Below are 23,267 nucleotides of genomic sequence, written 5' to 3' on the forward strand. Positions count from 1 at the left end.
GGAGCTCTGAGGCTGAGCGCGCTCGCTTGGTCCAGACTTGGCGGCCGTTCGAGTGGTTGCATGAGGCAGTTGCGCTTCTGGCTACTTCTGCGCCCTTAGGTGAAGACCCCCTGAAGCCGTTTGTCGAGCCGTTCGCCAACGTCGTAGCTCGCGAGTCCAACGATAGCCTTGCAGCACGCCTATTTCAGAACCTGCTTCCAGACCGGGAAGACCAAGAACGACCTTCGGAATTGGCGACAAGCTCGCCCGAGCAAAGCGAATCAACCTCTGCAGCGATTGCATTGCAGACCCTCGCGAGCGTCGTTCCGCGGAGTGCGATTCTGTCCTGCCTGAGTAGGCGTCACCGCTTGTTGGCACCGACGAATTCAGCTGACGCGAGATCGCGGTTGCTCCTGCCTCCACTGCCTGGCATCCGCGCTAGGCGTCTCTTCTCCTGCCTTATCGATGGCGCCTCGACCGGAGGCGGAGGCAGCGTGGTGGCGCTAGGTCTGGAAGCAATCGAACTGAACGAGTCTGACCTTGCCTTCCCGGAGTTCGTCGGCGCCGACTCGGAGGCAACTCTGCGGCCCTTGGCGCTCGATTGGAGCCGTGAGGACATTGAATCGACAGGAGGTTTGGTACGTCGGCTAGAAGGGACGCTCTCGCCTGAAGACTACCTCCGGTTGCGCACGACGATGGAGTCGTCAGGGCAGCCATTTACAGCAAGTAGCCTCCGCCTTGCTGCCTGCTTGTATCGCGCACTAGCCGAGGCTGTTAGGCACTTTGCGCGGGAGCACGCAGAACTGGAGCTTGTTCCCGCGTGGCCCTACCTTGCGCAAAGTCTGAATGGACGAGACTACTACGTGATTGGAGAAGGTGTTTCGCGTGCTGAGTTAGGCAATCGAGCGTTTGTCCGCGACGGAGGTCGTGCGCTTCGCACCATAGAAGTGCCGATCTATGAGGCGGACCTTTGGCGCGTCGGTGCAGCCGTTAGTGATTTCGTCGGGTTGCATGACGACGTGGCCAAGTTTAGTGGTGCAGAGTCTGAAGTGACCCTTGACGCCATGGCGTTGGGCAATCCGGCCAGATACGTACTCCGCTCGCAGATGCGGAAGCTTCGTGGTGCGTTTGCTGATTCAAAGATCAGCAAAAGGCAAAGGTCGCCCAGCGCGCTGCCGCCCAGCATCGAGCGGTCACTTCGGCTTCTGGAAAGCTTTCCAGACGACGCAGCTTCCGTCACTCGGCAGCTCGCTCATGTATTGGCCATAGAGACCGAGTCTGCGGCCATGTTCTTGTCCTTCAGAGAACAGTGGAACTGCATCGATGCCGTTGTGTTCTTGAAGGAGCTTACCGGGAGGCTGATCGCACGCCTGCCACTTTCCGTATCGCGGGACCTTGCAGCGGAAGTCAGTCATGTGGATGGTCTCCGTAGAGATCTCTCCGGAGTCCTTGGCTTCGCAAGGCAACTGCACTCCTTGAGCGGCGACGGATCGACTTCTCAGGAGCCGGTGTGGAGGGCCTTGTGCGCGGGAACGGTTTGCACGGGAATTTCAGTTGCGCTTGAAGGGGTAGTTGCTTCCATGCGGGGCCTTGCTGGCTTCGCGGCGCATGACGCATTCGACTTCCCCGCAGAGTGGAATGTTGCCGCATCTGCCAGCGGCGACTCAAGCGCTGAGATGAGCGTGCCTGAGAAATTTGAAACTGCTAAGCGGCAACGGGGGCGTGTTGGGTTGGTCGGTCAACTTAGAACAGTTGTTCGGCATCTTGGGCATCGTCTTCGAAGAGAAAGCGATTCGCCAGATCGCCTGTCGGACGATCTATATGGCCGTCTTGAGTCCGTTGTTCGACGAGTTGCTCAGGCGGAATACGCCTACGAGCAATTCGACGAGGTGCACGATTGGCCCTTTGAGTGTCTCAGTAAGCAAGCCCTCGATCTGCTCAACCTTGAATTGCTTGAGGAGACTGTGGCGCTCGTTCGTCAACTCGATGCCGAGTTGGGATTTGAACTGGTTCTGGCTTCCGAAGCGTCCTACGGCTACAACGCCCAAACGCGGCGATTTGTTGACTCACGCAACGGCTCGTGGGAAGTAACACCTTGGATGATCACTCAGTTCCCACGAGTGGCGAAGCACATTGAAGAAGTGGTCGTTGATGGGCGCGTACTAAGAGTATGGTCTGAGGTGTATGACCGCAGTTCTGGTCGGCTGCTCTCGGTGTCTGCGTTGGGCGAGCCCTTTGCTTCTATTGCCCTCAAGAAGGGAACCACTGAGCAGCGAGGGTCTAGCGGCAGTCCGCCACCTGTAGAACAACAGGGTGATCTGCCAGAGGAAGCCCAAGCGGCACCTGAGCTGCCTGTCGAGAAGGGTGGCGAGCGGAAACCTGATCCGCAGTCTCCGGACGACGCTTCCCTGGATGCGGACCCTTCCGTTCCACTGGCCGGTTCCGCGCTCCCTCGTGCAATTGGGAAGGAGGGCATGGCAGTAGGTGGCGTTGCCGACATCGGTTCGCCGCCGCTTCCCCCAACACCCACTCCTGAATCTGCAGCCGCAACCCTAGGGTCTGCCGCGATCGACCCGCGCGCGTTCAGAACAAGTCAATGGAATAGTTGGGAGGCCCGCGCTGGAACAGGTAAGCGTGCAGCACATGTACGCGTTGCACTGCTTCAGATGTTCCTGGACATCACCTACGCGCATCCAATATTGGAGGCCTGCCCCTCTACCTGGCCGTTCTGTCCTGAAGTCAGGACTCTGTTGTCCGAGCAACTTAAGCCGAAGGATCTGTACGAGATGCTCGCTCTTGCGACGGCTGGTTCTGGTTCAGAACACCTATGGAAGGGAGGCGCACATGATCCAGTTCAGATGATGAGTTGGGCGGAACACCGTCGCCGACGGGTGCTGGAAAGAGTCATCGACAGCTGCGAGGCTTTCAAAGTCGATCTGCTTGTTTTGCCCGAGTACTCAGTTCGTCCGGAAACAGTCGAGTGGTTGAAGAACCTCTTGGCTGGCAAGCGCGTAGCAGTGCTCGCCGGGACGTTTATGGATTTTCGCCAGAGCCCGCTATCGAACAATCTGGCAGCCCAGCTCACGTTGTTGTGGCCTGTGCCCAAAGAGATTGCTCGCCAGATGACGGATTCTGCCGAGGGGATCGCAGGCGATCGCAAGGGGAGCAAGGACGCGCTTTCCCGTGGTCTAGTCCTGGAGTTTTCACGCAGCAAGAAGTACAGGTCCATTGCGCTGAATGAGCTCTTTCGGCCCATGACGGGCCCCTTGGCGCCGCTGTTCAAACCGGAAGAGTTGACCAAGCAAATCCAGGAACAGACAGGCTGGACGCCTACTGTAAGTGCTGTCAGCGCACTTCTTTCGCAGACTCGCCTTCCGCTCAAACACATTCTTGAACTGGTTTGCTCGGAGGTCTTTCTGGTCTCAAGCCCGGCAAACTATCTACACATGGCTGAAGACTATGTGGACGTACGGCGGCGCTTTGGCGAGTCCGCAGACGCCGACGAAGTTGAGAAGGATGTTCGCGAGCTTTCAAGGCATCTATCGATTACTGGCGATGGAAGCCGCGCTCGCCGGTCGGTCCTTGCCATTCCTGCGGCAACATCTCGAAGTGCGGACTACTGGATCGCCGGTCAGGCTTGTCAGCTGGCGGCAGGCACCACGTCGGTGTTTACAAACGGAATCGGTGGCGATCTCGTTGGCGGAAGCTGTTTCATTGGCCGGGGAAGTTGGAAGTCAGTTCACTCGGTCGCTGGATACTTGTCGTCACTCACGCCGTACCATGGTTGGTCAAAGGGCATCTACTACAACAACCGGAGCGATGCGCTGAGTGACCGCGACCAAGCCGTAGTGATTGCCGATATAGATCCTTACAACATGCTGGAGGGAAAGCCGAGACCGCAGACAATGCCTGTGCCTCTGCAACTCGTCGCTTATCTTCCGATCGTTGAGCATGTCGATTGGCAGAGGACGGAGTCGACCGTGCTGCTGTCCGCAGGGTTGCCCGCGTCTACTGGGGCCCATGGTGCTAGACCGAAGAACCATGCGCGCGTCGAGGCGGATTTCTGGTCCTGCGTGGGGACCGCTATTGCCGCGCCTTCTCCGGAGCGCTTTGAGGCGCTATGGCGGCACTTCCCAGATGCTGGCGCTGTCTCGTCGCGGGCCGCAGCGTTCTGGAACGATGGTGCAATTCAACCTGCGTTTAGCGCGCAGGGCTCAAACGCATTTGGTTCGCCTGCACTCTACGATTGGATCGACGTCAGTCTATCGCTTGTAGGTGGCGACACGTTGGGCCTCGTCGGAGTTCCGCCGTGGCTTAAGGTGAGATCGCTATAAGCCGAGTTTCCGTCAAGCTACGCGTTCACCGTCGACTGACTGGTTTCGGTAAGAGTCGCCCGTCACCGGCAAGAGCTGACCGACTGCAGTCAGCCTCAAGCCGGCATAGCCAGGTCATCGGCTGCTTCGCAGCGATAGCCGCCATTCAATTCAGCTCGACGACCTCACGGTACGCGGCGCAAAGCGGTCATTGCCCATCGCATATCAAAAAAAAAAGCATCGCAAGCGATGCCTTTGGACTGCACGCACCGAATGTAACGGACTTTGTCAGAGCGCAGCGACCAGTTCCGGCACAGCCGAGAACAGGTCGGCTTCCAGGCCATAGTCGGCCACCGAGAAGATCGGGGCCTCGGGATCCTTGTTGATCGCCACGATCACCTTGGAATCCTTCATGCCGGCCAGGTGCTGGATGGCGCCGGAGATGCCGGCGGCGATGTACAGCTGCGGCGCGACGATCTTGCCGGTCTGGCCCACCTGCAGGTCGTTCGGGGCGTAGCCGGCATCCACCGCGGCGCGGCTGGCACCGATGGCCGCACCCAGCTTGTCGGCCAGCGGCGTCATCACTTCGTTGAACTTCTCGCTGCTGCCCAGGGCCCGGCCACCGGAGACGATGATCTTGGCGGCGGTCAGCTCGGGGCGGTCGCTCTTGGCGATCTCGCTGCCCACGTAGGTGCTCTTGCCGTTGCCCGAGGCGGCGGCCACGGTTTCCACGGCGGCCGAGCCGCCCTGCCCTGCCGCGTCAAAGCCGGTGGTGCGCACGGTGATCACCTTGGTGGCATCCTGGCTCTGCACGGTGGCAATGGCGTTGCCGGCGTAGATCGGGCGCTCGAAGGTGTCGGCACTGATCACCTTGGTGATGTCGCTGATCTGCGCCACATCGAGCTTGGCGGCCACGCGCGGGGCCACGTTCTTGCCGCTGGCAGTAGCGGGGAAGAGGATGTGGCTGTAGCCCGAAGCGATGGCCAGCACCTGGGCGGCCACGTTCTCGGCAAGGCCATGGGCAAAGCCCTCGGCGTCGGCGTGGATCACCTTGGCCACGCCAGCGATCTGGGCGGCGGCAGCGGCGGCAGCGCCGGCGTTGTGGCCGGCCACCAGCACGTGCACTTCACCACCGCAGGCAGCGGCGGCGGTGACGGTGTTGAGCGTGGCGCCCTTGATGGAAGCGTTGTCGTGTTCGGCCACAACAAGAATGTTCGCGAGTGCGGTCATGACGTGAATTCCTTGATCAGTGTTGGGGACGCGGCGGTCAGATCACCTTGGCTTCGTTCTTGAGCTTGTCCACCAGGGTGGCGACATCGGGCACCTTCACGCCCGCGCCGCGCTTGGCCGGCTCGGCCACCTTCAGCGTCTTCAGGCGCGGGGCCGCGTCCACGCCCAGGTCCTCGGGCTTGACGGTCTCCAGCGGCTTCTTCTTGGCCTTCATGATGTTGGGCAGCGTCACGTAGCGCGGCTCGTTCAGGCGCAGGTCGGTGGTCACCACGGCGGGCAGCGTCACTTCCAGCGTCTCCAGCCCCCCGTCGACTTCGCGCGTGACCTTGGCCTTGTCACCGACGACTTCGACCTTGCTGGCAAAGGTGGCCTGCGGCAGGTCGGCCAGCGCTGCCAGCATCTGGCCCGTCTGGTTGGCGTCATCATCGATCGCCTGCTTGCCCAAGATCACCAGGCCCGGCTGCTCCTTGTCCACCAGGGCTTTGAGCAGCTTGGCCACGGCCAGGGGCTGCAACTCGACATCGGTCTCGACCAGGATGGCGCGGTCGGCACCGATGGCCATGGCGGTGCGCAGGGTCTCCTGGCACTGGGACACGCCACAGGAGACGGCGATCACCTCGGTGGCAGCGCCCTTCTCCTTGAGGCGAACCGCCTCTTCGACGGCAATCTCGTCGAACGGGTTCATGCTCATCTTGACGTTGGCAATGTCCACGCCCGTGCCGTCGCTCTTGACGCGCACCTTGACGTTGTAGTCCACCACGCGCTTGACGGGGACGAGAATTTTCATTTCATTACTCCTGTTAGATCTGCTGGCGGAGACTGGATGTCAAACCCCATCGCACGGCCAGGGCTTGACGTATCAGCCGACGCAGACTCGACCAGTTCATCGTTCTTGGCGTGTATTGCGGCCACCCTACCGCGAATGCCAGTTGCCCTCGCATGAGCGCGTCATGCAAGCAGGTACTCGCTTGTAAGCCTCAAGAGATAGTGGGATAAGCAGCCCGCGGACGTATGCCATCCGCAAGGAAGCGGATGAACACCTCTCCCACCTGATCACCAGTGAGGCCGCCATCAGCGTGGTACCACTGGGGAATAGAACTGATCGCCCCCATGAACCAAAACACCGCGAGCCTTGCGTCACAAGGCGCAATGGAACCGTCCCGAATGCCCTCTTCTATGATGTTGCGAAGCTGGAGGTCAAACTTTCTCCGGCGTGCAGTGATCTTTTTACGATCCGCTGGCGTCATGGCGGAAAAGTCGTGCAGGATCGCGGGAGCTCCCATCTGATCTGTCAGGTGCGTGATGTAATTCCGCATGAACGCCGTGATTCGTTCGTACCCAGTGGACTCTGAAGCGATCGCGTCTTTCAACACCTGATCGCCAATTTTCATCGCCAGCTCATGACACTCATAGATGAGTTCCTGCTTGCTCTTGAAATAGTAGTAGAGGGCAGGCTTGGTAACGTTGAGTGCGTTGGCAATCTCGTCGAGCGAGACGTTTTGTGACCCATGGCGCCCAAAGGCTTTAGACGCTTCAGCAATCACTGCCTGCCGCTTGAGCTCGTACTGCTCATCCGAACCACTGACAGCGTTGTTCCACCTCGCCCCTTTGGTGGCGCGCTTGGTCGCTGAACGCACCCGTGGCTTGGGTACCGCTTCGATGGATTGGCTCATAAGATTAGAGGTCGCGCTTTGCTAAGGTGAGACATTAGTCAGTCAAACATGATATCCAATGACCTCGAGCAGCCGCCCTTGGCAGCTTGCCCAGACGCTCACTCAGCCAAAATCTGGCGCGCAATAATCAGCTTTTGAATGTGGCTGGTACCTTCGTAAATTTTGGTCACGCGAACATCCCGGTAATAGCGCTCCACTGGGAAGTCCGAAACGTAGCCGTAGCCACCATGGACTTGAATCGCTGCAGAGCAAACCTTCTCGGCCATCTCACTGGCATACAGCTTGGCGATCGAAGCCTCTTTGTCTGACGGAAGCCCCGCATCTCGCCGGCGCGCTGCGTAGATCATGTACTGGCGAGCCACCTCAACCTGCATCGCCATGTCAGCCAGATCAAAGCTGACGGCCTGGAGTGCCGAAATCGGCTTACCGTAGGCTTCCCGATCTTTGGCATAACGAATGGCGGCCTCGAGCGCCGCGCGCGCGACACCGATCGCCAGGGCGGCAATCGCGATGCGCCCATCTGACAAGAGAGACAGGGCCTTTGCATATCCTCGCCCCTCTTCTCCCACCAGATTGCCGACTGGAACGCGCAGGTTGTCCAGCTGAATCTGGGCAGTGTGCGCGGTGTGCTGTCCGAGCTTGTTCTCGATACGGAGCACCTGATAGCCGGGATCCTTGGGGTCAACAATAAACAGGCTGAATCGATTCCGAGACCCGGGCTCCCCCGTAGCCGCCACGACAAAGGCGAAACCCGCTTCGCTGCCATTCGAAATCCATTGCTTGCTTCCGTTGATCACGTAGTGTTCGCCATCGCGCTTGGCGGTGGTGCGGATGGAGGCAGTGTCAGAACCAGCATGAGGTTCCGACAGAAGGAATGCACCGATGTTTTTGGCCGAGGCCAGGCCGGGCAGATGCTGAGCTTTCTGCTCCTCTGTGCCGAAATTGCACAAGACATGCGCTGATGAGTTGTGCACATGCATCATGGTGGCAAAGCCGCCATCGGCGACAGCGAACTCCTCGATGGCCAAGCAATACTCCACGAAAGAAAGTCCTGCACCACCATGTGTCTGAGGGGCGAGCATGCCCATGAACCCCAACTCGGCCACGGACTGAATTTCGGCATGGGGCCACTCGCCGCTTTGGTCACGTTGCGCCGCTGTGACAGCCACGACCTCCTCCGCTACGCGGCGGGCCGACTCCCGAATCATGACCTCTTGTTCGCTGAGGAAAGCGTTGGAAACACTGCTCATCTGATGTCCTTGGGTTTAACTTCTTTGTGTCAAAAAATGCAGCTCAACCGAGCCAGCGCTTACGGCGCCGGTAGTGCTTCATGTCCCGGAAGCTCTTGCGCTCTCCCTCCACTGTCAAGCCGAGGTAGAACTCGCGAACGTCCTCATTGCTCTTGAGTTGGCTAGAAGGCCCCTCCAGCACGATGCGGCCGCTCTCCATCACGTAGCCGTAATCTGCGAGTTCAAGCGCGACGCGGGTGTTCTGCTCGACGATCAGCAAAGTGAGTCCGCTGGCTTTCAAGTCGGAAAGAAGGCCGTACACCTCCTCCACCATAAGGGGAGCCAATCCGAGCGATGGCTCATCGATCATCACCAGCTTGGGTTGGGACATCAATGCGCGACCAATCACCAGCAGTTGCTGCTCTCCTCCCGACAAATAACCTGCGGTTCGGTCGCGCAGGGCGGCCAAGCGCTTGATACGGGAATAGACCTCGTCTAGCCGTTCCTTGGCCTCTCGCCCGCTACCCATGTGCCCGCCGACCACCAGGTTCTGCTCGACCGTCATGTGGCGCAGCACCTTGCGCCCCTCCATCACGTGCACGAGGCCCTGCCTCACCACATCTACCGGGTTCGCCCCGGTGATGTTGGTGCCGTCGAGCGTGATCGATCCTGCGGTGACTCGTCCATCTTCGGTGCGAATGAGGTTTGAAATGGCTTTGAGCGTCGTGCTCTTGCCCGCGCCGTTGGCACCGAGCAGGGTGACGCACTGGCCCTGTGGTACACGCGCTGTGATGCCCTTTACGGCCAGAATCACTTCGCTGTAAAGAACTTCAACGTTATTTAGTTCAAGCACAGGCAACTCCAATATGTGTCACTCCAGACCCGCCACTGCGGGCCTGGATATGCGGTCAATTACCACTTGTTTACGTCCGGAACGGGAGCGTTTTGTTCGACCAGCTTGTATTTCCCTTTTTCAATCGTTCCGATGTTCACCGCCAACCCAGAAATCGGGAACGGAGCCTCGTTGCTGAACTTGATGTTGGGCAGAACACCAAATGTCCGCTCGCTTGGGATAGGATTAGTCTGCAAAGCAGTGCGGACATCCGCGCCCGTCACTCCGGCAGGCCCCTTGACCTTCACCACCTGCTCAACCGCACGAACGGTGAGCAGGGACATAGCCAGTCCCATCATGCAAGGTGAGGTGAAGTTGGCCTGGGTTTTGTACTGGGTGCGCAGTTTCTCGAAAAAAGCTCGCGCCGTGGTTGGGTCCTCCGTCGCAATGGCCATGCCATAGACTTCGAAGCTTCCTTCCATCTGGTTGAGGTCGCCCAAGGCCTTGCCCGATGAAAGTAGTCCGTTGTGCGCGCTGACCACAATAGGGATGTTGCCCTTACCAAGGCTTTGCAAGGCACGACGGGTTGCCACAACTGATGCCGTGTTGTTGAAGACTTGAATCACGGTCGCCCCTTTGCGAAGCAGTCGATTCACCTGCTGCGTAAGGTCCGTCGGTTGTGCCTCGGTGTAGATCGTCTCCACCACTTCCAGAATCTGGGGGTTGTCCTTGGCAAATCGCTCCACACCCTTGTGAATGTCCACGTAGGCGGGAGACACCTCCGACGAGATCACTCCGACCTTCAGCGGCCCCCCTCCCATCTTCTTGTGATACCAAGCGTAAAAGCCGGCCGCTTCATGCGGATATGTAGCCCGTGCATTGAACACCCAGCTGCCATCCTTCCAAGCAAAGCCATAGCCAGCTGTGCCTAGCAGCAGAGGAACCTTGTCATTGGGCAATCGCTGTTGCAGCGCATTGCTGTCCGGCCCACCGATGCCCAATATGGCAATCGGGTTGAGCTCTGCCTTAATGCCAGGCCAGAGTGAAGCGACTTGGGCCACGTCGTATCGTGCGTCATGCTCTTTGATCTTGAGGGTAACGTTAAGCGATTTGCCCACCTCATCATTCCACCAGTCGAGCACCCCGCGGCGGCAGCCTGTGATGTCCTTCATCACGTCAGCGAACGGCCCGGTGAAGTCAGCGATGCCAGCAATGTTGTATGTCGTCTGAGCGTAAGCAGTGCTTCCGCAGCCCAGTACGGCCAGGAGAGCCGCCGAACCCAAAGCATGGCGAACTCTCACCGAAACACCTATTTTCTGTTTAATCATTTACTTGTCTCCTTGGTGAATACGCTGTTTAACCAAAAATCAACCACCCACCAGCGCGAAAAGGGGGTCGGAACAATGTTCACTTTCAATAGGGATAGGGCCACATGCGATACGACCGTTTGGCAATATTCCAGCGATGCATCAGACCTCGAGGTTCAAAAATCAGGAAGCCAGCGATGACACTGCCGAGAAAAATATTCATGGCCGCGAACACTAAGTCTCCGCCTAGAAATGGAATGCGTTCGACCAGTGCAGGCCCCATGCTGGTGATGGACTCCTGAGCCATACGAATGACGAAAACACCAATCAATGCGCCAGTAATCGACCCCATTCCACCCACGATGATCATGGCAATAAACCAGATTGAATGAATCAGGGTGAACTGGTCAATCGCCACAAAGCGAACGTAGTATGCCCACAGCCCGCCACCAATACCGGCATAAAAAGCACCAACCAAAAATGCCAGGGCTTTCGTCTTCACCACGTTGATGCCCATCATCCCTGACGCCACATCATCATCACGAACGGCGGCGAAGATTCGTCCGTGTCGGCTACGCGCAATGCCGTATGCGCCAGCGATCATGATCATTGCGACCACGAGACAAAGGTAATATGTGCTTGTATCCGTCTCAAACCTGAATCCAAACAGCTCAGCAGGCTCCATGGTGATGCCGTTTGAGCCACCCAGCCACTTTTGTGGAAGATTGAGCACAAAGAAGTGAAACAGGATCTGCGCAGCAATCGTGGTGAGCGCGAGGTAAAACCCCTTTATCCGGACTGCTGCAAGACCGAAAATTAGGCCAAAAAACGCTGCGAACACCCCACCCGCCGGCAGGGCCAGCCAGATTGGAAGGTGCAGTTTGCTGGCAAGCACAGCCGTCGAATACGCACCAACCCCCATGAAGGCGGCCTGACCGATATTGACCTGTCCGGCCAGACCAGTATTGATTTGTAGACCAAGAACCACCACTGCAGTGATCAGCATCGACGTCATCACTGCCACCGATCGAACCTCGGCGACCATCGGCAGGAAAAATAGAGCGACAACAAATATCAAAAGGGCAATTGCTTGATTTCGCGTACGGATAAGCGATTGATCCTGACGATAGGAGGTTGCAAAAATACCAGCGGGATCCATGATCAAACCCTTTCAATGGTTTTCCATCCGAACATGCCGGTTGGACGAATCAAAAGCATCAGCAACATGATGATGAATGGAAATACAGAGCCAATTGCACCTCCAACCAGAGGATCAAGATAGGCAGATGCCAAACCCTGAATCACGCCCACCAGCACACCGGCGAGCAACAAACCCGCAAGAGATTCCAAACCGGCGAGCAATGCCACAGGAAGCGCTGCCAATCCGATGTCGGAGCTCAGCATGTTGATGGATCGGCCACTCAGGTGAACCATGGCACCCAGGGTGGAAAGCACAGAGCCGAGAATCCAGGCAAAGGCAATAGATCGCTGCACGGAGATGCCCATTGACATCGCCACCTGATGGTCTTCGGCCACTGCGGTCATCGTCAATCCCGTACGTGTTTTATTGAAGAACCACGAAAGTCCAAAGCCAATGACAATCGTAAGCAATCCGCCATAGAGCATCGAGCGAGAAATCAGTATGTCACCAAAGATCAGCGGATCAATTGGAAAGACCATTGGAAATGCGCGGACCTGTGGGCCAAACAGGACCAGAACCACTCCACGAATGAGAATCAGAAGACCGATCGTCACCATCACCATGGAAAAAACGGATTCACCGACCAGTCGCGCAAAAAAGATCCGCTCAATCATCAAGCCAAAGATGGCTGCGCTCACGAATGCCACTGGCAGGCCGATCCACAGCGGCATTCCCATTTGAATCACGGTCCACCAGACCATGTACCCGCCAAAGACGACCAACTCCCCCTGTGCGAAGTTAAACACCTTTGATGCCCGATAGATCACCACAAAACCCATGGCAATCAGTGCATACAAGAGGCCCGTCAACGTGCCATTTATCAGGTAATTCAGAAAATCAATCATCGCTTTCTCCCGTTTGAAATACCGGCCCTGGCCGTCTGGTCGGCAGCCGCTACGTCGCGAATGAATACCTGCGCGGTGAACTGGCTGCGACGTCCATCCTGATAGGTCACTGGTATGTCCACAGTTACTTCATGTGCCCCGTTGTAAAGGCCTTCTATCAGCGCCGAATACCGATCTTCCAGAAACTCTCGGCGCAGCTTTCTTGATCGGGTCAACTCACCCTCATCCGGGTCAAGTTCCTTAGGAAAGTTGGCGAAACGCCTCACCCGCGCGTGGTCCGGCAGGAACTGGTTTACCCGTGCGATTTCCTGGCTAAGGAGGTCTGCCACCTCTGCTCGCTGCGAGAGATCCGTGAAGGTCGAGAAACCAATGCGCTTGTCTTCTGCCCAGCGAGACAGCACACCCATGTCGATGTTGATGAGTGCGGCAACAAAATCGCGCCTTTCATCTCCGACAGTCATGATGTCTTTGATGAACGGGCTGAAACGAAGGCGGGTTTCAACAAACTGCGGCGGGAACGTTTGGCCATCGGCAAGACGCTTCAGGTCGGACACACGCTCCAAAAACACAAGTTCGCCTCGGTCGGTCTTGGTAACCGCATCTCCGGTTTGGTACCACCCGTCTTTGACCTTGGCCTCGACAGAGCCTTCGCGTCGGTAATAGCCCAGAAACGAGCTGCCCCCCCTTACGCACAACTCCCCATCTGCTGTCAGCATCCACTCCAGTGGAGATCCAGCCTCGGGGTGAGTCTGCATCCAGTGACCCACGGTTTCCAGGTCAAAACGGTCCCCCTGATGGCTCGTCAACAGCCCTACCTCGGTAGAGCCATAGATGTTTCTCAAGGGAACGCCCATCGCATGGAACATGCGGAACACATCTGGTGCCATGGTGGCTCCTCCGCAGATGGCCACCCGCAGCCGTGTCAGGCCAAGTTGGTCTCTCAATGGTCTGAGGACCAGCGCATTGGCGAGGGGCAGCAAGGCCCGACTCCACCAAGACACGGGCTTGCCGTCCATGCGCGCGACGTGCACAGCATGTCCAACTTTTAAACCCCACTCGTAAATGCCTCGCCGCACACGACCCGCGTCGAGCATGTGCGCCTGCACGGATGACGCCATGCCTTCCCATTGGCGCGGGGCAAACGTCATTGCCTCGACCGCCAGCTCTCGAATGTTTTCTAGAACCTGCTCAGGGCCCTCAGGAAAGTTGACCACCATGGGCAGGCCGATTCCCAAGGCCAGACCCATGAACTGCTCTGTGGCCCAGGCTGGGGCTATGTAACTCAGGTACTGGGTGCCTGGCCTGGCCTTCGTGGCATTGATCAGACGCTGGGCGTTGTCAACCAAGCTACGGTGCGAAAGGATTACCCCCTTGGGCTTGCCAGTGGTGCCTGAAGTGTATGAAAGCACCGCGATGTCGTCAGGACGGCCCTGATCAACTAGACGGTCGTACATCAGCCCATCCTTTTCGCCGAGGGACCGCCCCTCGCTCTGCAACTGATGAAACTTGCGCAATATAGGGTCTTGGTACGACCACATGCCCGTGTCGTCCCAGTACACGATGTGCCGCAGGTTGGGAGTGGCCGTCATCACCGCCAACCCTTTGTCCACCTGTTCCTGATCCTGTGCAAAGAGGCAGACGGCCTCACTGTCGTCCAGCAGGTACTGCACTTCATCTGCCGTGAGGTCCGGATACAGTGAGATCACCTTGCACCCGACTGCCTGCGCCGCGTATTCGGCCCAGTAATGCTGAGGCTCGTTCTCACCAATGATTGCGACAGTTTCTCCGCGTTGAATGCCCAGTTGGTGGAGACCCAAGGCCAACTCCATGACATTGCGCTGGACCTGTGAGAAGTCGTACTCGCGCCAGATACCACGTGTCTTGTGCCGTTGCGAGAGTCGCAGCGGTGAGCGTCTTGCGTGGTCACGCAGCAGTTGCGGCAATGTTGCCATGCGAATGTTCATGCCACCCCCTCACCCAGATATGCCTTCAAAACGGCAGGATCGGCCTGGATCTCCTTGGGCGTTCCCTCTGCAATCTTTCGGCCAAAGTCCAGCACAGCCACGCGATCCGCAAGGTCCATGACAACCCCCATGTCGTGCTCGACCAGCACGATCGGGATGCGTTTGGCTTCTCTCACATCCAGAATGAATCTGGCCAGATCTTCCTTCTCTTCGGTGTTCATGCCGGCCATTGGCTCATCCATGAGAAGGATCTTGGGATCCTGTGCGAGAGCACGCCCAAGGTCGACGCGCTTGCGAAGCCCATATCCCAAGCTCCCCACTGGCGAGTGTCGGATCGACTCGATTTCCAGGAATTCGATGATTTCCTCCACCGCTTCCCTGTGAGCCACCTCTTCGCGCACAGCGGGTCCGAAGTGGCAAAAGGAATGGATTAGGTTGGTGCGCATGTGCAAGTGGCGCCCGACCATCAGGTTCTCAATCACTGTCATGCCCGAGAAGATGTGGGTACCTTGAAACGTGCGGGCCAGTCCGCGGGCAGCCACTTCATGCGTGCCCATGCCTCTGATGGAGTGCTCGCCAAGACGAATCTCTCCTGCCTTAGGACGATAGAAGCCACTTAGGCAATTCATCAGCGACGACTTACCTGCTCCGTTGGGACCGATCACAGCCAACAACTCGTCTTCGCGAACATCAATGGAGACGTCGTTCAGGGCCACGATTCCCCCAAATTTCAAAAGCAGATGGCTTGCCGAGAGCACGATCTGAGCGTGCTTTCCCTTTGGCAGATCACTCATTCATTCCTCCGCGATCCATTGGTCGTCTTACTTCCATGGAAACTCCTTTTCAGTCAGTCCCGAAATAGGTACAGCTCATTCATTTGAGATGCTGACCGTCAGCGGGTCCCCGCGTCCAGGCTGATGGTGGTGGCGTTGAAGTAAGCGTTTTCGACGATGTGTTGAACCAGTGAGGCAAACTCCTGAGGGCGCCCCATCCGGTGAGGGAAGAGGATCGAGTTATCGACCAGCCCCTGAGAGACCTTGGGCGGCATGCCTGCGGACATACCTGTCTCAAACAGGCCGGGCGCAATAGCGACGACACGCACACCGTGCTGCGCCAGATCACGGGAGACTGGGAGAGTCATTCCCATCACCCCGGCCTTCGTCGCGCTGTAGGCTGCCTGACCCATCTGCCCCTGCCAAGCCGCTCCAGAAGAGGTATTCACAATCACACCTCGCTCGCCGTCTTCGTTGGCGGTGTTGCGAGACATCGCCAGGCTGGCGTGGCGGATGACGTTAAACGTGCCCGTGAGGTTGACGGCAATCACCTGGTTCCACAGCGAAAGGGGAAACAATTCGCCTTTGCTCAAGGTCTTGCACGGCCCAAGAATGCCGGCACAGTTCACGGCCACCTGCAGGGACCCAAAGGCCTGCACCGCAAAGTCGACGGCAGACTTCACCTCAGCATCGTTGGACACGTCGACCCGTTGAATGCAAACGCCTGACCCTAAGGGCAGTACGTTGTTGACCAAGCGCTCTTCATCGACGTCCACTGCCATCACCTGGGCGCCCGCCGCTACCAGCGCCTGGCAGGTAGCCAGGCCCAGCCCCGATCCTGCTCCAGTGACGAGTGCCACTACGTTTTGAATGTCCATGTTGTCTCCTTTTTTTTCGTACCTAGTTCTGTGATTCAGCGGCCAAGAATCGTGATGCAGGCCACGGCTTCTTCAATCCCTTCCAAGCCGCCGCCGTTCTCGGCGAGCGCAAGCCGGGCACCTTCCACCTGGCGCTTCCCTGCCTCCCCTCGCAGTTGAGTAACCAGCTCATGGATCTGTGCAAGCCCGGTCGCACCGACAGGGTGGCCCTTGGACTCCAGACCACCAGATGGGTTGATAGGAATTCGACCTCCGATCCTTGTCTCACCGCGCTCCGCGATGACACCGCCCATGCCGAACTCGCAGAAGCCAAGGTTTTCGGACTGGATGATCTCGCCCATGGCTGTTGCGTCATGGACTTCGGCGACCGATATATCAGCGGCTCCCACACCGGCCAATTCGTAGGCCTTGGTGGCCGCCAACGCGGTGCAGTGGGAGCGATAGTCGGACTCATCGCGATCCGATCCGCTTTGCACCACCGTAGCCAGTACACGGATCGCTCGGCTTGCGTCCAAGTTGAGGCGTTTCAGGGCCTTGCCGGTACACAAGATTGCGGCCGCTGCACCATCTGAGATGGGTGAGCACATAGGCAAAGTCAGCGGATAGGTGATAGGTGGCGCCGCCAGGATCTCGTCGATGGTGTATGCCACTCGGTACTGGGAGAGCGGGTTATGAACCGAATGGGTGTGGTTTTTGGCCGCCACAGCAGCTAGCTGCCGCTGGGTCGTGCCAAATGTCCGCATATGCGAGCGCGCGAAGGCGGCATACACATCCATGAAGACGCTGTAGGGCTTGGGCGAGGTCGATCCTTCGGGTACGCTCACCTCTCTGCCAAGTTTCATCAGGGAATCTCGAATCTCTTGTGAACGGGAGATATCCCAGGCACTGTCAAACACGGAGAACATCCGCGCCTTGTCGGTAGAGAACATCTTCTCGGTTCCCACCGCCAGGGCGACGTCGCCCGCTCCTGATTTCAAGTGACTGCACGCCAGCGCAAACGCAGAGGAGCCACTTGCGCAGGCGTTTTCGATGTTCACCACCGGAATCCGACCAATGCTCATGGCGCGCAAGGCAATCTGCCCGCGAATCATGTGCTGCCCTTCCATGTGTCCTTGAGAGGTGTTGCCAAAGAAGGCCGCTTCCAACTGTTCCTTCTGTACGGCGGCATCAGTAAGGGCCGCCTCCACCGCGTGCCTAGTAAGGGCTTTCATGTCAAGGTCGAGGTGTCGGCCAAACGGCGTCATGCCAACCCCAATCACGTAGATGTCATTCATGCTCGGTTTCCTTATGTCTCTTGAATACTGGCGTAACAGCTTAAATTTACCCGCCGTACGATGGTTTTACTCTAAGGTAAAATAAATAAAAGGAGAGAGGGGTAAACCCTCATTGAGGCGACTTCAAATGGTCTTGATCGACCAGAGGCAGGAATCGCAAGCCCCGCGCCGTCTCAATATCGCCCTCGTCAGTCAGGCGATACAGACCGCGACTGACGTTGTGTGGATGCTTCGCTGCCTCTTCCAGGGCGAGAACGGGTGCGAAGCAGGCGTCTGAGCCTTCCAGTTCTCGAATCCAGTGGCGGCTTGACCTCGACGCAAATGCCTCAGTCATCCGGACCTTCAGTGCGGGCCACGACGCCCTGTTCATCTGCTGAGAGGGATCCACATCAAACAGCCCCATCTTCTCCAGAAGCTGCGCATAGAACTGCGGCTCAATAGCGCCAACCGTGACGTAGCGACCGTCTGCACACCGATAGCGGTCATAGAACGGTGAGTCGTGAAAGACACTGGCCGCGGTCCCCTCTAGAGCACCACCCTTGCGGAGAAGCTGAACCAAGGGCGCCAGAAGGGCCAACACATCCACGATGGCGCCATCTACTACGCAACCCTTTCCTTCGCCACTTCTTGCGGATAACAACCCGGCGACGATTCCCATCGTCAGGCCCAAGGCCCCCGCCGCGTCTCCCAAGACCGTGGGCGGCAAAATTGGAGGATGACCCGGCGTTTCGGTCAGTGACATCAGTCCGGTCAGGGCCACATAGTTCATGTCATGGCCTGCGGCATTGGCCAGCGGACCATCCTGCCCCCATCCCGTCATACGCCCGTAGACGAGGCGGGGGTTCATCTTGGCGCAGTCTTGAGGCCCCAGACCCAGCCGCTCCATCACCCCTGGACGATTTCCCTCAATCAAGGCATCGCTTTGGGCAATCAAGTCGATTGCAGCCGCTTTGTCGCGAGGCGTCTTCAAGTTCAGAGTGACACGATGTTTGCCGCGGTTGATCAAGCTATCGGTAGGCGGGGTCATTTCTGCTGGCAGAGCCCCTCGACCTGGGCGTGCGACCAGAGTCACGCTCGCGCCGAGCTGTACCAGATGAAAACCCGCTAATGGGCCGGGTCCGATTCCTTCGAACTCCACAACCTTGACGCCTGTCAACGGTAGCTGACTGCTTTGACCAGATGACTTCATGTGAGCTCCTCTTTTTTTTACTCTACGGTAAACGCACTTTATTGTGAGTAAGGGAAATCACCAAGTTACTTACTCGATAGTCAAATGAAAGAATGTGAGGTCCCTAAGCACGCCGAGAATGGAGAAGACATGTCAGAGCCAGTGGTGGTTACCGAAGTCCGGAATCGATCTCTTTGGATCCGCCTGAATCGTCCGGATGCAATGAACTCGCTCACCCCAGAAGTGCTCCAAGCCATCGACAAGGGGCTGGACCAGGCGCTGGAGAGCACCGACGTCATGACCGTTGTTCTTACCGGTACCGGCCGCGCCTTCTGCGCAGGAGCCGACCTTAAGTACGTGCGAGGTCAACTGGGCGAGAACGGCACGAGCGCCTTCCTCGCGGGTGTCTTACGCACGATGAGCCGGCTGGACCGGTTCCCAAAGCCGGTCATTGCCTCGCTGAACGGCATCACCCTCGCGGGGGGACTGGAGTTGGTGCTGTGCTGCGATCTGGTTATTGCTGCCCAAAGCGCAAAGATTGGCGATGCACACGCCAATTACGGCTTGCTGCCTGGAGGTGGTGGGTCGGTGCGTCTTCCCCGTGTCATTGGACCGACCCGCGCCAAGTACCTTCTCTACACCGGGGAGTTCGTTTCAGCCGAAGACATGCGAGAGGCCGGGCTGGTGAATCAGGTCGTTGACGACTCGCAGCTCGATGCGGCGACCCAGAAAGTGGCCGACACCATTGCCACCAAGAGCCCCCTGGGCCTTCAGCGCATGAAGGCACTGGTTGACGATGGGCTCGAACAACCCGAGGACACGGCTCTTCGCTTGGAGCTGCTGGCGTCAGAAGTTCATGCTTTCAGTGCCGACCTTCAAGAGGGACTGGAGGCCTTCCAGGGAAAACGTGCGCCGCGTTTCACCGGCAAGTGAACCAGAGTCCCGAACCATGACCACGCCCCCATGCTCCAACCGATTCGCAGCACTTCAGCGCATTCAGACCGACGCTTACCGGAAGGCCCCAGCCATACGAGACATCTATGAACAGGCGAATATGGCGCCGGGCGACTTGTACGGCGCCAGCGATCTTGCCCGTCTACCCGTCACGACCAAAGACCAACTACTCGCGCTCCAACGAGCACACCCACCTTTCGGCGGGTTCCTGGCAGCGGACGTTCGCGACATTCGACGCATCTTTGTGTCACCAGGGCCGATATATGAGCCAGAGCTTTCAAGCGATGTTACCGGGCGTGGTTTCGCACAGGTTTTTAACCAAGCAGGCATCGGCCCCGGCGACCGCGTACTGAATACTTGGTCTTACCACCTTGTGCCCGCAGGGCTTTTGCTTGACCAAGGCATCGCATCTACCGGGGCCACGATCATCCCTTGTGGTCCGGGCGGCGCTGAACAGCAAGCCCAACTGATTCTGGAGTTGGGCATCACGTGTATCTGTGCGTCCACCAGTTTCTTCATCACCTTGATCGAAACCTTGGAACGCATGGGGCACCAGTTGCCTCGTGATTGGCGCGTCAGAAACGCCATGCTCGGTGGAGAGATGGGCAACTGGATGCAAAAACGACGTGATCTTGAGCAGCGCTATGCCATCAACACGTTCTCCGCCTATGCGACCGGTGACTTTGGTCTCATCGGGTACGAACAAGATGGACTTGAGGGCTACCGCATTCACCATGAACGCCTGGTCCAGGTGTGTGACCCGGTATCGGGCGAGCCCTTGCCCATCGGCAGCACAGGGGAGATTGTGGTCACGACACTGGAAAGCGGGTGGCCATTGGTTCGATTCGGCACCGGCGACGTCGCTCAGGCGTTGAGCCAGACAGAAGACGGCCTCGTTGATCGCATTGGTCTTCTGCAAGGCCGCGTCGGCCAGGGTGTAAAAGTGCGCGAGGTGTTTGTATATCCACGCAACATTGAAGACTTGCTGAGTCGAGTGCCGGAGATCAATCGTGCGCAGCTTGTCGTAGAGACCCTCGGCCACAGAGAGACCATGACATTGCGTGCAGAACTTAAGCCAAAAGGGACACCAGCCAACGTGGAAGCTGACTTAATGGATGCCTTCAAACAAGTGACCCGGCTCAAGCTAGACAACATCGAATGGTTGAAGGTGGGCCAACTCGCTGACGGAGATCCAACGCTTGTCGATCGGAAAAACGCAAACGCTTGAGGCACAACAGGCCAAGGTCAAGCTACAAAGCAGTCCGGCACGCATCTGGCCTGATCGAGGCGAACTTAACGGCTGTCGCTCGGGTCAACCACGACCTCGGCCAGGCTCGCCATTCGCAATCAGCTCCTCCGCCGGGTACTGCCGCATGAAGTCCATCGACTTTTCCGCTGGCGCCTTCAACCACTCGTCGTACTGATCCTCGCCCAGGATCACGACCATCCGCTTCTCATCCTGTGGCTTGTGAAACTGGTTGAACAGCTCGTGCTCATCGGCATTGGTGGTCAGCATGGTGAAGCTCAGCACCTCGCTGCCAGTGGCCTTGCGGTTGCTGGTCCACAGGCCAGCAATGCCCATGGGCTTGCCATCGGTCCGTTCTATTCTGGTGGACACCGCCTTGCCTGATCGCCAGTCCGGTTCATAGATGGCCTCGACCGGCACGATGCAGTGCTGCCCATGGCGCCATGCATCCCGGAAGCTCGGCTTCTCGGCCACGGTCTCTGAGCGGGCGTTGTAGGTCCGCCTGCCAAAGCTCATTTCACCGGCCCAGTGCGGGATCATCCCGAACATGCCTGCCAATGCCTCCCGCTGCGGGACTGCGTCATCACCCACATCGGCATGGGGATGGCGCCGGATGAAGGGCGCCAGGTAGGTGGGCCAGACCTGAGGACGGATACCCGCTGGCGCGTCCACACCAAAGTACATCCGAAGCCGATCGGGGTGGGTTACCGGGTCGTAGTTCGAGCACATGGCTCGATTGTGGCGAGGAATGCATCAGGCGATCAGGCCGGTGCTCTGCTCGGGCATTCCGGTGGATTGAGAGCTGACATTTATACTGTATGCATGAACAGTATCCGCGTCAGCACAGAGCCTGAGCCAGCGGTGGCCTCGCCGCTGGTGCTTCCCATGCCCCAGGCCCACCTCAAGGCCGGGTTTCCGTCTCCAGCCGAAGACTTCACGGTCAACCGCCTCGATCTCACCCAGATCCTGGTGTCTCACCCCCAGGCCACCTTCCTGATGCGGGTCTCAGGCACGTCGATGCAGGACGCTGGCATCGACGACGGTGACATGCTGGTGATCGACCGGGCGATCAAGCCCCGCCACGGACACGTGGTGGTGGCCGTCGTGGATGGTGAGTACACCGTCAAGTACCTCCACCAGAGGGCCGGTCGCGTTCGCCTCAAAGCCGCCAACCCGACCTTCCCGGACATCATCCCCAAGGATGGTCAGACCATCGAGGTCTGGGGCGTGGTCTCTTCCTGCATCAAGCGTTTCATCACCTGAAGGCCAGGCAACCCCGGAATGAAGGTGCGGCCATGTATGCGCTGGTCGATGGCAACAATTTCTATGTCTCGTGCGAACGGGTCTTCCGTCCCAGCCTGAACGGCCGGCCGGTGATCGTGCTGTCCAACAACGACGGCTGTGCCATAGCCCGCTCAAATGAGGCAAAGGACCTGGGCATTCGCATGGGAGCCCCTTGGTTCCAGATCCGCCACCTGGAGCAGCAAGCGGGACTGGTCGCCCTCTCGGCCAACTTCACCCTGTACGGGGACATGAGCGACCGGATGATGAGCCTGGCCGCTGGTCTGGGACCGACCCAGGAGATCTACAGCATCGACGAGAGCTTCATCGGGCTGCAAGGTGTACGCGGCGATCTGGTCGCCCGGGGGCACAAGGTCAGGGACCGGATCCTGCAGTGGATAGGTATCCCGACCTGCATCGGCATCGCCCCGACCAAGACCCTGGCGAAGCTGGCGAATCACATCGCCAAGACAGCCGAGCGCAAACCGGGCAGCTATCCGGCTGACTTGGCGCAGGTGTGCAACCTGGCCGCGTTGCCTGCACAGGATCTGGAAGACCTCCTGAGGGCCACCGATGTCAGCGAGGTGTGGGGCGTGGGACGACGCATCAGCAAGCAGCTCAAGGAGCAAGGTATCCAGACCGTGCTGGACCTGGTGCGCATGGACCCGGCCACCATCCGCCGCGGCTGGAATGTAACGATGGAGAAGACGGTGCGGGAGCTGCAGGGGCAGCCATGCGTAGACCTGGACGATGCCCCAGAGCCCAAACAGCAGATCGCCTGCACCCGGTCCTTCGGGCAGCCGGTGACCGAACTGGATCCACTGATCGAAGCGGTCAGTGAATTCGCCAGTCGGGCAGGAGAGAAGCTGAGGAGGCAGAACAGCCTGGCCAGGGAGCTGCTGGTGTTCATGCACACCTCACCGCATCGGCAAGGGCCACAGCTGTCCCGCAGTGTGGTCGTGCCGCTGCGCAGGCCCACAGATGACAGCAGGCTGCTCGCAGGCGCCGCCGCAGATGCCATGCGCCGGATGTACCAGCCGGGCTATCGGTTCATCAAGGCTGGCGTCATCCTCGTGGATCTTCAGCCGGCAAATGTTCAGCAGCAGGAGCTGGACATGGG

19 protein-coding genes are annotated in these 23,267 nt (G+C 58.5%); 5 read left to right on the forward strand and 14 right to left on the reverse strand.

Annotated features, from left to right (window positions below; all coding sequences use genetic code 11):
- The first annotated feature begins 473 nt into the window (after window positions 1-473).
- Window positions 474-4,313 (forward strand): hypothetical protein, encoded by a 3,840-nt coding sequence (locus tag HPS01S_RS21910; protein ID WP_157576527.1) that lies wholly within the window; start codon window positions 474-476, stop codon window positions 4,311-4,313.
- A 267-nt stretch (window positions 4,314-4,580) separates the two neighbouring features.
- Here the strand turns inward: HPS01S_RS21910 and HPS01S_RS21045 are convergent, their stop codons facing one another.
- From HPS01S_RS21045 to HPS01S_RS21105, 13 genes are all read right to left on the reverse strand, one after another.
- Window positions 4,581-5,522 carry an electron transfer flavoprotein subunit alpha/FixB family protein gene (locus HPS01S_RS21045; RefSeq protein ID WP_066161026.1) on the reverse strand — a complete coding sequence of 314 codons (942 nt, stop codon included), beginning with the start codon at window positions 5,520-5,522 and terminating at the stop codon, window positions 4,581-4,583.
- 37 nt (window positions 5,523-5,559) lie between these two features.
- Window positions 5,560-6,309, reverse strand: coding sequence for an electron transfer flavoprotein subunit beta/FixA family protein (locus HPS01S_RS21050; protein WP_066161029.1), 750 nt, complete (start codon window positions 6,307-6,309; stop codon window positions 5,560-5,562).
- Between the two features lie 190 nt (window positions 6,310-6,499).
- Window positions 6,500-7,195, reverse strand: coding sequence for a TetR/AcrR family transcriptional regulator (locus HPS01S_RS21055; RefSeq protein ID WP_084397638.1), 696 nt, complete (start codon window positions 7,193-7,195; stop codon window positions 6,500-6,502).
- Window positions 7,196-7,293: 98 nt separating this feature from the next.
- Window positions 7,294-8,445 (reverse strand): acyl-CoA dehydrogenase family protein, encoded by a 1,152-nt coding sequence (locus HPS01S_RS21060; protein WP_066161034.1) that lies wholly within the window; start codon window positions 8,443-8,445, stop codon window positions 7,294-7,296.
- Window positions 8,446-8,488: 43 nt separating this feature from the next.
- The gene (locus HPS01S_RS21065) at window positions 8,489-9,289 is read right to left on the reverse strand and encodes an ABC transporter ATP-binding protein (RefSeq protein WP_218016616.1); all 801 of its coding nucleotides are present in this window, start codon (window positions 9,287-9,289) and stop codon (window positions 8,489-8,491) included.
- Window positions 9,290-9,336: 47 nt separating this feature from the next.
- Window positions 9,337-10,584 carry an ABC transporter substrate-binding protein gene (locus tag HPS01S_RS21070; protein WP_066161037.1) on the reverse strand — a complete coding sequence of 416 codons (1,248 nt, stop codon included), beginning with the start codon at window positions 10,582-10,584 and terminating at the stop codon, window positions 9,337-9,339.
- An 85-nt stretch (window positions 10,585-10,669) separates the two neighbouring features.
- Window positions 10,670-11,722, reverse strand: coding sequence for a branched-chain amino acid ABC transporter permease (locus HPS01S_RS21075; protein ID WP_066161040.1), 1,053 nt, complete (start codon window positions 11,720-11,722; stop codon window positions 10,670-10,672).
- 2 nt (window positions 11,723-11,724) lie between these two features.
- Window positions 11,725-12,609 carry a branched-chain amino acid ABC transporter permease gene (locus HPS01S_RS21080; protein WP_066161043.1) on the reverse strand — a complete coding sequence of 295 codons (885 nt, stop codon included), beginning with the start codon at window positions 12,607-12,609 and terminating at the stop codon, window positions 11,725-11,727.
- Window positions 12,606-14,573, reverse strand: a complete 1,968-nt coding sequence (locus HPS01S_RS21085) for an AMP-dependent synthetase/ligase (RefSeq protein WP_066161046.1) — start codon at window positions 14,571-14,573, stop codon at window positions 12,606-12,608. Before HPS01S_RS21085 ends, HPS01S_RS21080 begins: the two co-directional genes overlap by 4 nt.
- Entirely contained in the window at window positions 14,570-15,367 is a 798-nt protein-coding gene (locus tag HPS01S_RS21090) for an ABC transporter ATP-binding protein (protein ID WP_066161049.1), read from the reverse strand. Before HPS01S_RS21090 ends, HPS01S_RS21085 begins: the two co-directional genes overlap by 4 nt.
- A 98-nt stretch (window positions 15,368-15,465) precedes the next feature.
- Window positions 15,466-16,224, reverse strand: a complete 759-nt coding sequence (locus HPS01S_RS21095; RefSeq protein ID WP_066161052.1) for an SDR family NAD(P)-dependent oxidoreductase — start codon at window positions 16,222-16,224, stop codon at window positions 15,466-15,468.
- Between the two features lie 35 nt (window positions 16,225-16,259).
- Window positions 16,260-17,498: a thiolase family protein gene (locus tag HPS01S_RS21100; protein ID WP_066161054.1), complete on the reverse strand. Its 1,239-nt coding sequence runs from the start codon at window positions 17,496-17,498 to the stop codon at window positions 16,260-16,262.
- A gap of 109 nt (window positions 17,499-17,607) precedes the next feature.
- Entirely contained in the window at window positions 17,608-18,687 is a 1,080-nt protein-coding gene (locus tag HPS01S_RS21105) for a CaiB/BaiF CoA transferase family protein (RefSeq protein ID WP_066161057.1), read from the reverse strand.
- A gap of 129 nt (window positions 18,688-18,816) precedes the next feature.
- Here HPS01S_RS21105 and HPS01S_RS21110 point away from each other — a divergent pair, with 129 nt between their 5' ends.
- Window positions 18,817-19,599, forward strand: coding sequence for an enoyl-CoA hydratase/isomerase family protein (locus HPS01S_RS21110; RefSeq protein ID WP_066161060.1), 783 nt, complete (start codon window positions 18,817-18,819; stop codon window positions 19,597-19,599).
- A 16-nt stretch (window positions 19,600-19,615) separates the two neighbouring features.
- Window positions 19,616-20,848 carry a phenylacetate--CoA ligase family protein gene (locus HPS01S_RS21115; RefSeq protein ID WP_066161063.1) on the forward strand — a complete coding sequence of 411 codons (1,233 nt, stop codon included), beginning with the start codon at window positions 19,616-19,618 and terminating at the stop codon, window positions 20,846-20,848.
- Window positions 20,849-20,932: 84 nt separating this feature from the next.
- Here the strand turns inward: HPS01S_RS21115 and HPS01S_RS21120 are convergent, their stop codons facing one another.
- A complete protein-coding gene (locus HPS01S_RS21120) occupies window positions 20,933-21,595 on the reverse strand; it encodes an SOS response-associated peptidase (protein ID WP_066161065.1) in 663 nt (220 codons plus the stop codon).
- A 93-nt stretch (window positions 21,596-21,688) separates the two neighbouring features.
- Here HPS01S_RS21120 and HPS01S_RS21125 point away from each other — a divergent pair, with 93 nt between their 5' ends.
- Together HPS01S_RS21125 and HPS01S_RS21130 are read left to right on the forward strand one after the other, a co-directional pair.
- A complete protein-coding gene (locus HPS01S_RS21125) occupies window positions 21,689-22,129 on the forward strand; it encodes a LexA family protein (protein WP_066161068.1) in 441 nt (146 codons plus the stop codon).
- A gap of 32 nt (window positions 22,130-22,161) precedes the next feature.
- The coding region (locus HPS01S_RS21130; RefSeq protein WP_066161071.1) for a Y-family DNA polymerase at window positions 22,162-23,267 on the forward strand (1,106 nt) is incomplete at its 3' end.

It is taken from the genome of Hydrogenophaga pseudoflava NBRC 102511 (genome assembly GCF_001592285.1).
GTDB classification, from domain to species: domain Bacteria; phylum Pseudomonadota; class Gammaproteobacteria; order Burkholderiales; family Burkholderiaceae_C; genus Hydrogenophaga; species Hydrogenophaga pseudoflava.